The 12,560-nt window shown below is 67.7% G+C and carries 11 protein-coding genes; 5 read left to right on the top strand and 6 right to left on the bottom strand.

Translation table 11 applies throughout. The features are described 5' to 3' along the window. Window positions 1–515: 515 nt before the first annotated feature. The 4 genes from H2038_RS06325 to H2038_RS06310 all read right to left on the bottom strand — a co-directional run bounded on the left by H2038_RS06325 (window position 516) and on the right by H2038_RS06310 (window position 4,673). Window positions 516–767 carry a cysteine peptidase family C39 domain-containing protein gene (locus tag H2038_RS06325; RefSeq protein ID WP_092312250.1) on the bottom strand — a complete coding sequence of 84 codons (252 nt, stop codon included), beginning with the start codon at window positions 765–767 and terminating at the stop codon, window positions 516–518. Between the two features lie 573 nt (window positions 768–1,340). Continuing rightward, window positions 1,341–2,300: a hypothetical protein gene (locus tag H2038_RS06320; RefSeq protein ID WP_292110511.1), complete on the bottom strand. Its 960-nt coding sequence runs from the start codon at window positions 2,298–2,300 to the stop codon at window positions 1,341–1,343. Between the two features lie 23 nt (window positions 2,301–2,323). Further along, a complete protein-coding gene (locus H2038_RS06315) occupies window positions 2,324–3,262 on the bottom strand; it encodes a hypothetical protein (protein WP_292110509.1) in 939 nt (312 codons plus the stop codon). A 136-nt stretch (window positions 3,263–3,398) separates the two neighbouring features. Continuing rightward, complete coding sequence (locus tag H2038_RS06310; protein WP_092312244.1) at window positions 3,399–4,673, bottom strand: hypothetical protein; 1,275 nt, start codon at window positions 4,671–4,673, stop codon at window positions 3,399–3,401. Window positions 4,674–4,765: 92 nt separating this feature from the next. Between H2038_RS06310 and H2038_RS06305 the strand changes: the two genes are divergently transcribed. The 5 genes from H2038_RS06305 (at window position 4,766) to H2038_RS06285 (ending at window position 9,679) form a co-directional block, all read left to right on the top strand. After that, a complete protein-coding gene (locus tag H2038_RS06305) occupies window positions 4,766–5,947 on the top strand; it encodes an acetate/propionate family kinase (protein ID WP_292110505.1) in 1,182 nt (393 codons plus the stop codon). Between the two features lie 165 nt (window positions 5,948–6,112). Next, complete coding sequence (locus H2038_RS06300) at window positions 6,113–6,343, top strand: DUF2933 domain-containing protein (protein ID WP_092312238.1); 231 nt, start codon at window positions 6,113–6,115, stop codon at window positions 6,341–6,343. Beyond that, window positions 6,340–6,987, top strand: a complete 648-nt coding sequence (locus H2038_RS06295) for an isoprenylcysteine carboxylmethyltransferase family protein (RefSeq protein ID WP_292110500.1) — start codon at window positions 6,340–6,342, stop codon at window positions 6,985–6,987. The genes H2038_RS06300 and H2038_RS06295 overlap by 4 nt, the downstream gene beginning before the upstream one ends. A 24-nt stretch (window positions 6,988–7,011) precedes the next feature. Next, a complete protein-coding gene (locus tag H2038_RS06290; RefSeq protein ID WP_092312231.1) occupies window positions 7,012–9,396 on the top strand; it encodes a cation-translocating P-type ATPase in 2,385 nt (794 codons plus the stop codon). Then, on the top strand, window positions 9,377–9,679 hold the full coding sequence (locus H2038_RS06285; protein WP_092312228.1) for a hypothetical protein: 303 nt from the start codon (window positions 9,377–9,379) through the stop codon (window positions 9,677–9,679). Before H2038_RS06290 ends, H2038_RS06285 begins: the two co-directional genes overlap by 20 nt. Before the next feature lie 8 nt (window positions 9,680–9,687). On the opposite strand, the gene H2038_RS06280 is transcribed toward H2038_RS06285, so the two are convergent. Together H2038_RS06280 and H2038_RS06275 are read right to left on the bottom strand one after the other, a co-directional pair. Further along, window positions 9,688–11,205 carry a thymidine phosphorylase family protein gene (locus tag H2038_RS06280; protein WP_292110494.1) on the bottom strand — a complete coding sequence of 506 codons (1,518 nt, stop codon included), beginning with the start codon at window positions 11,203–11,205 and terminating at the stop codon, window positions 9,688–9,690. Then, window positions 11,202–12,560: an MBL fold metallo-hydrolase gene (locus tag H2038_RS06275; protein ID WP_092312222.1), complete on the bottom strand. Its 1,359-nt coding sequence runs from the start codon at window positions 12,558–12,560 to the stop codon at window positions 11,202–11,204. Before H2038_RS06275 ends, H2038_RS06280 begins: the two co-directional genes overlap by 4 nt.

The raw sequence follows: 12,560 nt of genomic DNA, 5'->3' as shown, positions 1-12,560 counted from the left end.
CTGAGTCAAACATTCACGCTCCGTCTAACGCAGGGCGCTCGGTCACAGGTGTCCTCGCGACCAAAGATGACCTGGTGCGCATCGGCGACAAAATCGAATGGCTGACAAAATGGGCCATAGCTATTTGTGCCATGAGTTTGGCCGCGTGGACCGCGATAGCAGCTCAGCTGGTCGAACTCGCGGTCAGCTAACCGGGGCCATTCCTTGGCGGCGCGAAGCAGTACTGCTCCGCGCCAGGAGCGGTCATTCCCTGAGCGCCAAAAACACGACATCCAGATTGGCAGCCCCGCAGTCAAAATCGCGAAGCAGGACCCTACGGCCGCGGCTGATGAGCTGCGGCCCAAGCGCGGCGACGGGCTTCCGCTTCATCAGCGGTCTGGCCGCAAGCGCCGGCCGGACCACCCTTCCGCCAGCCGCCCGAGAGGCAGCCGCTGCGCCGGCTCGCCCGGCCGCTGGATCAGGACTTCGTCGTCCCGCACCGCTGCGATCAGGAAGAAGTTCCCGGACGCGTCCCGTCAGATGGCCGGCAGCGGGAGATCGAGAAGCCGCTCGACATCAACAGACGCCGACTTGGCGCGAGCCCCCAGACGTCTGGCCAGCCCGACGAGGTCAGCCTCGTCAGCCGGCTCGCCGTGGCCGAGCGAATGCCTCAGCTGTTCGGGAGCAGCAGGCATCTGGTGGAACGCCAGCAGCATGGCCAGACAGGCGAGGCCGGAATCCGCCTGACCGACGACCGTGCCGATGTCGGCGCTGCTCTGGTCCGTCACCTAAGCCCCCACTCGCCTTCTGCGAGTACCACGGAAAACACCGCGAGCAAGAGGCGAAGAGCCTCCATTGTCTGCGGCCAGACCATGTTGCCCTTATCGGCCGATTACAGGAATCCGCAACCGGACACGGCGAAGGTCAGAAGGCCGTCAGGAGCAGACCCACTGGATTTAGGCTCCGGCGCCTGCCCGACGTCATCAACGAAAGCCCCTCGCCGGAGGGCGCTCCCGCATGCCCGCCGCCCCTCACTCCCACTCGATCACTTGAAATTAAATAACTATTTGTTTTATCGGGATTTTCTTGTCGACAGCCTGGCTCAGGCCGATCAGAAGACCGGAAAAATCTAACGCCATTGAAAAGACTAGTGAAAACGGATGAAATAAAAAGTCGGTGATCCGGACATCTTTCGCGACCTATTGACAACGCCGGAGACCCTATCAGCAGCACATTCATAGCTGTTTACTTCGGTCGCAAGGTCGATTTCCGGGGTCCCCGGCCTCGCTTGTAGCACGGCTGACACTACAGTGAGTCTAGGCTTGCTATCAGCCCTGCTGGCCCACTGCGCCTTCGCGCATCTACGACCACACCTCCAATGGCGAGAGTGAAATAGCCCGCCGGGCTTCCAGGTCCGTCATGAACTCGGTCCAGCGGTCCCTGCCCATCCGCACCGAACTGTAGCCCGCGGCCATGGCGGAGAAGCGGGACAGCACGATCGCCAGATCGTCGATGAAGCCATCGACCAGGGTCGAGACAGACCTGCCGTAGGCGAGATAGATGGCGTCCCGATAGTTGGCCTTGCCGCGATAGCGGGACGCCTCGTGGAGGAAGCAGATGCTCTTTCGGACGAAGGCGGCGTCGCGCAGTTCCCGGGCGGCCTTGGTGCGAAAGTCCTCGACCTCCAAGGCTTTGAAGGCCGGGGAACTCCGGACCCGCTGCTCCTGGTTCCATCGTTCCCAGGCCGCGGTGCCGGACAGGTACTCCGCACTACACCCCCAAGCCTGTTCGAGCGTTGTTGGCGTGATGGTCAACGAATACTGTCCGCGCGATCGGGGCGCCGCCAGTTCTGCGTCGGCGTCGGTCTTCTTCACACTGCTCAGTCGATCGGCGAAGGGCGGCATCGCCAGCTTGGGGTTGGCGAACTGCCGGTCCCACTGCAGGGCCGTCATCGCGTGAGTCTCCGGAAAGGACCCGTCTGCGGCCGCGATCATCGCCGAGGCCGCGCCGTAGACGCCATAGTACCAGGTCACGATGCCGACCCGGGCGACATCGGCCTTGTTCGGGACCGCCGTCAGGGCACGCAGGGCCGCGAGCTGATTGAGAGAGAAAAGGAGTTGCTCGAAGACCGAGTTAAGTTGCGGCTCGGCCAGGTCGCGTCGCTGGACGCGCTGGTAGAAGGTCCGCGCGTTCTGGAAATCCACCCCAAGTTCCGTAGTCAGGATCGCCAGGGCCTTCATCCAGTTGAGAGTCGACGGCAGCGCGAAAACCGCGTCGGGGATGTCCTTGGGCGTCTCCGTCAGCGTCCCGTGCTCGCGCATCCGAGCATAGAGCGAGGGCGCACTCACCAGCGGCCTTCCCGGATTTCGACATCGAACCCGTGGGTCACCGAGCCGAAGGTCCGCAGCGCGTCCCTTCTCGCCGTGTCGAGTTCAGCTGCCGCCGCCTCAGTTACCATGAATACGGGGCAGTCCTCCTGGCCGCAGTCGCAATGCCGCACGCCACCGTCGGCCAGCCGGGCCCTGAACAGCTCGCGCGTGAGGTCGAGCTTCTCGACGACGGTCGCCAACGTTGCCCGGACGGCGGCCGACCGGATGTGATGGCGTGACGGGATGCGCCGCACCTCAAGCCCTTCCCGCGTTCGCCACACGCCGGTGTTGAGCGCTTCGATGGTGTCGCTGATCGCCTGTTGGAAGGCCGGCAACTGGCTTTCACCCTGGAAGGGCGTGCGGAAGACGGGACGATCGAACACCGCCGCCATCAGCTGCAGTGCGTCATCGTCAGTCAGGTCCGGGAAATCGCCAATGAACCGGCGTAAATCCTCAGCGCCGTCGGGGAACGCCACGCCTTCCACGAACCGCCGCAACAGGAACTCGGCGTCATGGCGCAGATGCTCCTCGAACTCGCCGCCCGACCAGGCGTCGGCGTGCGTTACGCCGAGCGACCGGCCAAAGATTCTGACGTGGTCCCGTCGCTCCGACGAGATGTTGGCGCGACAGATGAAGCGTATGGCGTCGGGCTTTCCGGTCGGGGCATCGGCGGGCCGCCGCATGTCCCGTTCGGCCTTGGTCTTGGTGAGGCTGCTGCGATTGACGCACTGCACGACGGTTCGGCGATTAGGTTCATCATCGAAGACCTGCGTCCCGATGATGTCGCGGCCCAAGTCACTCCCTGTCTGGCCGTGCCAGGCGACATCGACCCAGCCCGCCCGCAGCAGGTAGGCGAAGACCAGGCGCTCGAAATCCACGCCGCCGAAGTCTTCGAAATGGATCGGCTTGACCACTGTTGTCGGCATCGCACTCACCCGTCTGGAAAGACGGGCGAGGCTCGGACACCTCGCCGATGATGGCAACTGGGAGTTGCCGCAACGGTCGACTTAAGGGCTGGGCTTACCGCCCGCATCCCCTCCGTCGCCGCCCCTACGCCGCATAGACCGGCGCGAAACCGCCGCCGGGAGTCCTGAAGTTGGTGGTCTGGCCCTGATAGAGGCGGGCGGCGGCAAGAAGGGGCCTGGCTCGGTAGGTGTAGAGGCGGACGTCCAGCTTCAGAGACCGCACCTCGCCGTCCACGCGGAGCCGGCGCTCACCGGGCGGGGCAACCTCCTGGGCGATGTAGCCGCCCTTGCTCACATGCGCCCAAACCCCGCGGGTGATCTTGTCGCCACGGTAGACCGCCTTGCCGCCGTGCCCGCCCGCGGGCTTGAAGAAGAACTGCTTGCGGTCGGCCCACATCGCTTCAGCGTTTTCCTTGGTCACGAGAATGGTTCTCGGAATCGCCGCCAGCGCCCGCTCGTGTCGATCCGGAAGCGCCAACGCGCGCACAGCCGCCGGGTCGGAAAGCAGCACCAGGTTCCGCTTGTCGGCCAGCAGAGCGTGATTTCGGGCGTTCGGCGTCACCACCACCGCCCCATCGAGGTAGGCGTCACGAAACGGTCGGTGGTCTTCCGCCTCGAAAGCGAAATCCACGAGCCGGTTGTAGACCAGGTCGATCGCACGACCCCGGTGCGACAGCCGGCCGCCGGCGTGGTCGAACTCCGTCGGATCGGCGATCACCGCCTCGACCCCGCGCCGTTCGAACAGCGACTTCGCCAGCAGGAACTCCGGATAGAGGTACTGCTCCGTCGGCCTGTCGTCGACAATGGCGATCAGGCCGGGCTGCCCAGCCCTCCCTTGCGACGCCCATTCGTCGAGGAACATGCGCCAGACCGCCGCCTCGAACGCTCCGGACCCGTCAACCGGAAAGGCCTCTCTCACCTCGCGACAGCAAGCGCTCTGCGCCCGCGCCAGGATGGCGTTGAGGAAGGCGCCGCCGGCGTTGGTGTTGATCTCGATGAGCCGCGGCCCGTCGTCGCCCAGATGGAAGTCGTACCCCATGAAGGCGCCGCGAGGGCCAAAATCCCGCCGAGCGATCTCGGGCGCCCAGCTCAGCACCTGCTCCTGGTAGCTTGGGGTCTCGGCCGCCGCTTCCAAGGCCTCCACGACCACGGTCATAGCCGCGAGGTCCTCTTTGGAGACGAAGACGGGCGCGTTCGAGAATAGATGCGGACGCTCGGAAAGCAGGGCGTCGATCAATTGCGGATCTGAGGTTTCGCGGCGAAGGGCGGTCTCGAGCGCCGGCCGTTCGAGCGTGATGCAGAAACACGCCCGATTGAGCACCTCGTCCCGGCTCGGCCGACCGGCGTCGTCGTGCGTCATGCGACGTCCTCTTCCCTGTCTTCACAAACCCCGGCCCAGGAACGAACCTGCTTGTCCGGGTTCGTAAACCGAGCCGTCGAGTCGGAGCGACAGTGGCTGGTCTGATCCTCGCCATCAATGCCGGTTCATCCAGCCTGAAGTGCGCCCTCCATGACGAGCTCGGCGAACGGCGGGTCTGGAGCGCCTCCGTCGCTGGACTGGCCGGCGAACCGCGCCTGAGCGTCCGGCGGGAAGACGCGACAGAGTCTCGGCACGAGCCGCTCTCAGGCGGGCCGATGTCGGCCTCGCGAGCTCTGGACCTGCTGCTCGAGCGCCTGCGCGCCGCGAAGCGGCTCGGAGAGATCACGGCGGTCGGGCACCGGATCGTGCATGGCGGTCGGGACTATTTCGAACCCACCCCGTTGGACGGACGGGTGCTGGCGAACCTGCGGCGGCTTGCGCCGCTGGCCCCAGCGCATCAAGAGGTCAATATCGCCTGCGTCGAGACGGCCATGGCGGCGATCCCCGGCGTTCCGCACCTGGGATGCTTCGATACGGCCTTCCATCACTCCCAGCCCCGGCTTGCGCGCCTCTACGCCCTGCCCCGCGCCCTCAGCGGCGACGGCGTGATGAGCTACGGCTTTCACGGCTTGTCTTTCGCCTGGATCGCGCAGGCGCTGCAGACGGTCCTCGGCGAGCAGGCGGGCGGCCGGACCATCGTCGCCCACTTGGGCTCCGGAGCTAGCCTCTGCGCGCTCCATGACGGGCGCAGTATGGCCACGACCATGGGGATGACGCCCCTGGATGGGCTGCCGATGAGCACCCGCAGCGGCGCGCTTGATCCGGGCGTGGTCCTGCATCTGATTAGCGATCGGGGCCTGTCGCCCGACGCGGTCGCCGATCTGCTCGCCCACCACTCCGGCCTGCTGGGCGTCTCCGGCCTTTCCGGGGACATGGAGGTCCTGCTGGACAGCGGCGCCTCGGAAGCCCGCGAGGCGGTGGACCTGTTCGTCTACCGCGCCGGTCGCGCCATCGGCTCCCTCGCCGCCGCGCTGGGCGGCCTGGACACCCTGGTGTTCACCGCCGGCATCGGAGAGAACTCGCCGGAGATCCGGCGGCGGATCTGCGCGGCCGCGGGCTGGCTCGGCGTCCGCCTGGACGAGGCCCGGAACACCGCAGGCGACCGACGCATCAGCGCCGGAGACTCGGCCGTCAATGTGCTTGTGCTCCCCACAGACGAACAGTCGATGATCGCCCGCCTTGCCGGCGACTGGCTCCGTCGAAACCGAGGGTGAATTCCGCTTCCGCCAGGGGCCGCGGCGGGGGCAATTTCGGTTTGCGTCAGATCAAGGCGGCCCGTGGGGTCCCGGTTCAGCCTGCGTCGAGGGAGGTGCCGCTGCGGACACCCTGGCGAGGGGCTCACCGTTTCGCTGCGTATCCTTTGGAGGGAGGGCCTTGAGATGAGGACGAACCTGGGACTGGCGGCGAAGGTCGTGATCGGGCTCTTCGCCCTGACGCTCCTGGCCCTGCTGGCCTTCGAACATCGAATGCACCTGCTGGGATGGGCGCCTCTGCTGCTGCTCCTCCTCTGTCCGCTCATGCACTTCACGATGCATGGGCGACATGGCTCGCACGGGGGCCATGCACAGGCCCCCCGCGCTCAAGACCCCGACAGCGGGCGCGCACCATGACCCAGACACCCCAAGCCTACGGCCTCTGGTCCCTGGTGATCGTCAATTCCGTCCTCTTCATTTTCTTCGCGCTCAGCTTCTTCAAGCCGCGGACGAGCCTCGACTGGCGGGCGTTCGGCGCCTTCAGCGCCTTCATCGTGGCGCTCTTCACCGAGATGTACGGCTTTCCGCTCACCATCTACCTGCTGTCGGGCTGGCTGCAGACGCGGTTCCCGGGCGTCGATTGGCTGTCGCACGATGCAGGCCACCTGCTGGAGATGACCATCGGCTGGAAGGCCAACCCCCACTTCGGCCCGTTCCACATCCTCAGTTTCGTCTTCATCGGCGGGGGCTTCTGGCTGATTTCGACCGCCTGGTCCGTGCTCTACCGGGCCCAGAAGGAGGGCGTGCTGGCGTCCACCGGCCCCTACTCGCGGATGCGTCATCCTCAGTACGTCGGCTTCGTGCTGGTGATGTTCGGCTTCCTGTTGCAGTGGCCGACCCTCCTGACCCTGATCATGTTCCCGATCCTGGTCGTGACCTACTGGCGGCTGGCGTTGGCCGAGGAGAAGGCCGTGCTGGCGGAGTTCGGCGACGCCTACCGCCGCTACAAGGCCGTCACGCCGGCGTTTCTACCTCGACTGGGCGCGCCCGCGGCCGCCTGACCCGCCTTCCGTCCAGGAGTTCCCTTGCGCACCGCGACCGTCGACGTCACCAGCTTCAGAACCCCGCTCGATCCCCTCGTGGTCGAAAAGAAACTCCGCGCCTTGCCGGGTGTCGCCCAGGTCGCGGCGAACTTCGCCTCGGCCTCGGCGACCGTCACCTACGACGAGTCCAGGACGAGCGTCGCGGCGCTGCGCCAGGCGGTGCGCGATTGTGGTTTCCATTGCCGGGGCGAGGTCCTCCCCCGCCACGTCTGCGCGCCGGACGCCGACACCGCCCCGCCGGCGCTCGTCCACGCTGCGTCGCATCACGACCACGCCGCGCACGGACCCCGGACGGCGAAGGGCGGCGACGCCCACTCGGCCCATGACGACATGGGTCACGGCCCCGGCGCCGACATGCAGGCGATGGCGCGGGACATGCGCAATCGCTTCCTGATCAGCCTGCTGTTCACGATCCCGATCTTCTTCCTGGCCCCCATGGGCATGGACTTCATGAAGATGGAGCCGCCCTTCGGCCTGCCGCTCGAGCCGACCTTGTTCGTGCTCGCCAGCGCCGCGATCCTTTATCCGGGTTGGCCCTTCTTCGTGGCGGCAGTTCGGGCGCTGCGCCGCGGCGCCCTCAACATGGCCGTCCTCGTCCTGCTCAGCGTGGGCACGGGCTATCTCTTCAGCATCGGCTCGACCTTCTTCTACGACGCGCCCCAGTTCTATGAAGCCTCCGCCCTGCTGCTGGTGTTCATCCTTCTCGGCCATTGGCTTGAGATGCGGGCGAGGGCCGGCGCATCCGAGGCCATCCGCCATCTGATGGACCTCGCGCCGCCGACGGCCCGGGTGCGGCGGAACGGAGTCGAGATCGAAATCGCGACCTCGGCAGTGATCGTCGGCGACGAGGTCATCGTGCGGCCCGGCGGCAGGATCCCCGTCGACGGGACCATCGAGGACGGCCGTTCGGACATCGACGAGTCCATGCTGACCGGAGAATCCCTGCCCGTCGCCAAGGCGGTCGGCGACACCGTGGTCGGCGGCTCGATCAACGGCGCCGGGGCGTTTCGCTATCGCGCCACCCGGATCGGGGCGGACACCGCCCTCGCCCAGATCGTCAAACTGGTCCAGGAGGCCCAGAACTCCAAGGCCCCGGCCCAGTTGCTCGCCGATCGCGCGTCGCAATGGCTGGTGCTGGCGGCGATCGTCATCGGCCTCCTGACCTTCTCCATCTGGTTCTGGGTGATCGGCCAGTCGCTGCTGTTCGCCATGACCCTGACGATCACCGTCTTCGTTATCGCCTGCCCGGACGCCTTGGGCCTCGCCACCCCCATGGCGGTCATGGTTGGCACCGGCCTCGGGGCCCAGAACGGAATCCTCATCAAGGACGCCGCGGCCCTCGAGGAGTCGGTCAAGCTGGATGTCGTGGTCTTCGACAAGACCGGCACTCTGACCATGGGCGCGCCGAAGGTGGTGCAGGTCGTGCCCGCCGCCGGGCTCGACGAGACGGCCCTGCTCACCCGGGCCATCGCCATCGAGCAAGGCTCCGAGCATCACATCGCCAAGGCGGTGCGCGAGCGCGCCGCGGGTCTGCCGGTGGCGGTCGCCACGGACTTCCAGTCCTTCGGCGGCAAGGGCCTGATGGCGACCGTCGAGGGCCGTCAGCTGCTGTCCGGCAACCGCATCCTGATGGCCGAGCACGGCGTCGATCTCGGCGATCTCGCCGCCGAGTCCGAGCGCCTGCAGGGCGCCGGCCGCACCGTCGTCCATATCGCCGAGGAGGGCCGGATCATCGGCCTGATCGCCGTCGCCGACGCCGTGCGTCCCACCGCGCGTCAGACGATCGAGGCGCTCCAGGCGCTGGGGGTCAAGGTGGCGATGATGACCGGCGACAACCTCGGCACCGCCAAACGCATCGCCGATGAATTGGGGATCGACATCGTCCTGGCCGAGGTACTGCCGGGCGACAAGGCCGCGAAGGTCAAGGCGCTGCAGGACGAAGGAAACAAGGTCGGCATGGTCGGCGACGGCGTCAACGACGCGCCGGCCCTCACCCAGGCCGACGTCGGCTTCGCCATCGGCGCGGGGACAGATGTGGCGATCGAGAGCGCCGATGTCGTGCTGATGCGCTCCGACCCGGCCGACGTGGTCAAGGCGATCGCCCTCTCCCGCGCCACCCTGCGCAAGATGCACCAGAACCTCTGGTGGGCCGTCGGCTACAATGTCATCGCCTTCCCGTTGGCGGCCGGCGTCTTCTATCCGTTCACCCTCAGTCCGGAGATCGCCGCCCTGGCCATGTCCGGCAGTTCGGCCCTGGTCGCCATCAACGCCCTGTTGCTGAAGCGGACGCGGCTCGGGCCCCGGGCGCATGTCCGCCAGGGACATCCGCATCAAGACGGAGCGGCCCATGGCCAAGCCAGCGCCTGACGTCGCCCTGGCCCGGCGGGCGAAGGCCCTCGACACCCTCTCGGTTGTCGGCGCGGCGCCCGCCGGCCTCGGCTTGGGCGCGCTGGCGGCGGGCGTTCTGAAGACCGCCGCGGCCCAGCCGTTCGCCGTCGGCCTGTTCGCCCATCTCGGGGCGATGACGGCCCGGCGCAGGCTGGACGCAGATCGGCCGGCCGCGTGGTGGGAAGAGGCGCTCTACTGGGGCTGCTGGGCGGCGATCCTCCCCTTGGCGGGCTACCTGGCCCTCGTCTGGTTGACGGTCTAGCTCCGCCGTCAGGCCTCGATCTCCACGAGATCCAGGTTCGCCGCGGCGTAGTCCAGGGCGTAGGCGAGCTCGCCCGGCGTCTGGGCATGGACCGTCAGCAAGGGGTCCCCAGCCGCGATCTCCTGGCCAAGGCGAACTTCCACCGCCAGCCCCGCCGCCTTGGCGTCCGGCGCGCCGGCGAGCTTCGCCAACCGGGCGACCTTGCGGTTGTTGATGTGGACGACGCGGCCGGAGCGGGTCGCCGCAAGCGGCCGCCGGAGGGCGGCGGCAGGCGGAACCCGCAGCCCGCCCTGGGCCTCACAGATCCGCTGGAACTTCGACCATGCGCGCCCGTCGGCGAGCGCTTGCGCGGCGGCTCCGAAGCCGTCGCCTTCGGCCGCGGCGCCCGCCAGCTCCAGCACGGCGCCGGCCAGGGTGCAAGCCCGGCGCCGCAGGTCGTCGGGCGCGTCTGGATCGTTCTGCAGGACCGCGAGAACATCCAGCGCCTCCAGCGCCGGTCCCACGCCCCGCCCGACCGGTTGGGAGCCGTCGCTCTGCAGGCAGACGGCCGTGAGGCCGAACCGCGAGGCGGTCTCGACCAGGCGCTCGCCCAAGGCGCGGCCCGCTTCCTCGCTCCGGACTTTGGCGGTCGGGCCGACCGGGATGTCGAGAACGACGTGGGTGGAACCCGCCGCGATCTTCTTTGACAGCACCGAGGCGATCAGCTGGCCTTCGGTGTCGATGTCCAGCACCCGCTCGACGCGGATGAAGATGTCGTCCGCCGGACTGAGACGGACCGCGCCGCCCCAGGCCAGGCATCCCCCTTCGGCTTCCACCACCCGGCGCATCGCCGGAATGTCGAGATCGACCTTGGTCAGGGTTTCCATCGTGTCGGCCGTGCCCGCCGGCGAGGTGATGGCGCGCGACGAGGTCTTCGGCATGGTCAGGCCGAGGGCCGCCACGATGGCGACGACGATCGGCGTAGTGCGATTGCCCGGAAGGCCGCCGATCGAGTGCTTGTCGACCACAATCGGAGCGTTCCACGACAGCCGGTCTCCGGCCTCGATCATCGCTTGGGTCAGGTGGGAGGTCTCGTCGCCATCAAGCGGCCAAGCCGCGGTCGCGGTCAGGAAGGCCGAAAGGTGGATTTCGCTGTAGCGGCCGGCGACGACGTCGCGCACGATCCCGGCCATGGCCTCCGCGTCGAGGCGATGGCCGTGGATGCGCCGGCGAACACTCGATAGCGACTCCAGCGTCGGCGGATGGCTGACGTGGATGGGATCGCCCTCCTGAACGCCCAGCAGCGTCCAGGCCGCCTCCGACAGGGCCGCTTCGTCCGGAGCCAGCAAGGCGTCGCCATCGACCTGGAAGAGAGTCGCCTGGACCGCCCTGTCCCCCGCTGCGAGCAGCACCTGCGATCGGGCGGCCAGGCCCTCGGAGCGGCAGACGTGGCAGTCGCTCCGCATGATCACCACCGGCTCGTGCTGCGTATGCAGCCGCAGCCGGCGGGCTTTCAGCGTCGGCGCGCGATCGGCCAACCCGGTCAAAGTTCGAACACCTGGCCTTGAAGGGGAACCGACGCCTGCCAACCGAGGTCACGGTCGATCCTCACCCGGAGCGCCTCCGAGGCGGAAGCCTCGCCGTGCACGATGAAGGTCTCTCTGGGTGGCCGCTCGAAGCCTCCGAGCCAGCGCAGGATTTCGTCGGCGTCGGCGTGCGCCGAGAGCATGGGCAAGTCGGCGACCTCGGCCTGCATCGGGACCCACTGGCCGTGGATTTTTAACTCCCGGGCTCCGTCGGCCAAAGCCCGGCCGCGGGTGCCGGCGGCCTGGAAGCCGGAGATGACGATGGTGTTGCGCCGGTCGGGTCCCAAAGACTTGAGATGGTGGAGCACCCGGCCGCCGGTCGCCATGCCGCTGGCGGAGATGATGACCTTGGGCACGGTGTTGGTCATGATGGCCTTCGAGTCCTCGACATCGCGGGTGTAGGTGGCGACGGCGCAGACCGCCTCGCACACCTCCGGCGGCAGGCGGTGGTCTTCGCGATAGGCGTGCAGCAGGGCCGTGGCGTCGATGGCCATGGGGCTGTCGAGATAGACCGGGATCAGGCCGAGCCGGCCGGCCTGCTTCAGGCGCCACAGATGATAGAGCAGCGACTGCGCCCGACCGATCGCGAAGGCCGGAATGATCACGCTGCCGCCGCGCGCGGTGGTGCGCTCGATCACCTGGCCGAGGCTCTCGGTGGGGTCGCTGCGTTCGTGCAGGCGATTGCCATAGGTCGACTCCACGACGAGGTAATCCGCCTGCGGGACCAATTCCGGGTCGACCATCACCGGGTCGTCGTAGCGCCCCAGGTCGCCGGAAAACACGACACGGCGGCCGCCCCATTCGATCTCCGCCGTCGCGGCGCCGAGGATATGGCCGGCGCGGCGCAGCGTCAGCCTCGCGCCGGCGGGCAGGTCGATCGGCGTGTGGGTCGCGACCGGCGAGAAGAACTCCATGGCCCGCTCGGCGTCGCGCAGGCCGTAGAGCGGCAAGGCCGGCTTGTGTTTCGAAAAGCCCTTGCGGTTGGCGTACTCGGCGTCCTTCTCCTGCAGGTGACCACTGTCCTTCAGGATCAGTTCGGCCACCTCCCGGGTGGCCCGCGTGGAGACGATCGGCCCGCGAAAGCCATCGCGGACCAGCTTGGGCAAGTAACCGGAGTGGTCGAGGTGGGCGTGGGTCAGCACGACCGCGTCGATCGAGGCCGGATCGACGGGAAGCTTCGCCCAGTTCAGCTCACGCAGGTTCTTCAGCCCCTGGAACAGGCCGCAGTCGACGAGGATGCGGCGGCCATCGTGCTCCAGCAGGTGCTTCGAGCCGGTGACGGTCCCGGCTCCGCCCAGCGAGGTGAGGGTCAGCAT

Source organism: Brevundimonas sp. (assembly GCF_013912005.1).
Lineage (GTDB): Bacteria > Pseudomonadota > Alphaproteobacteria > Caulobacterales > Caulobacteraceae > Brevundimonas.
The sequence above is the reverse complement of the archived record's forward strand: the minus strand, read 5'-3'. Positions and strand labels throughout refer to the sequence as shown.

What these genes read in the sequence shown, in the direction of transcription:
- H2038_RS06310 (WP_092312244.1), bottom strand. Translation starts at nt 4,673, where the DNA reads ATGACGCACGACGACGCCGGTCGGCCGAGCCGGGACGAGGTGCTCAAT.
- H2038_RS06285 (WP_092312228.1), top strand. Translation starts at nt 9,377, where the DNA reads ATGGCCAAGCCAGCGCCTGACGTCGCCCTGGCCCGGCGGGCGAAGGCC.
- H2038_RS06300 (WP_092312238.1), top strand. Translation starts at nt 6,113, where the DNA reads ATGAGGACGAACCTGGGACTGGCGGCGAAGGTCGTGATCGGGCTCTTC.
- H2038_RS06275 (WP_092312222.1), bottom strand. Translation starts at nt 12,560, where the DNA reads ATGCTGACCCTCACCTCGCTGGGCGGAGCCGGGACCGTCACCGGCTCG.
- H2038_RS06320 (WP_292110511.1), bottom strand. Translation starts at nt 2,300, where the DNA reads ATGCGCGAGCACGGGACGCTGACGGAGACGCCCAAGGACATCCCCGAC.
- H2038_RS06295 (WP_292110500.1), top strand. Translation starts at nt 6,340, where the DNA reads ATGACCCAGACACCCCAAGCCTACGGCCTCTGGTCCCTGGTGATCGTC.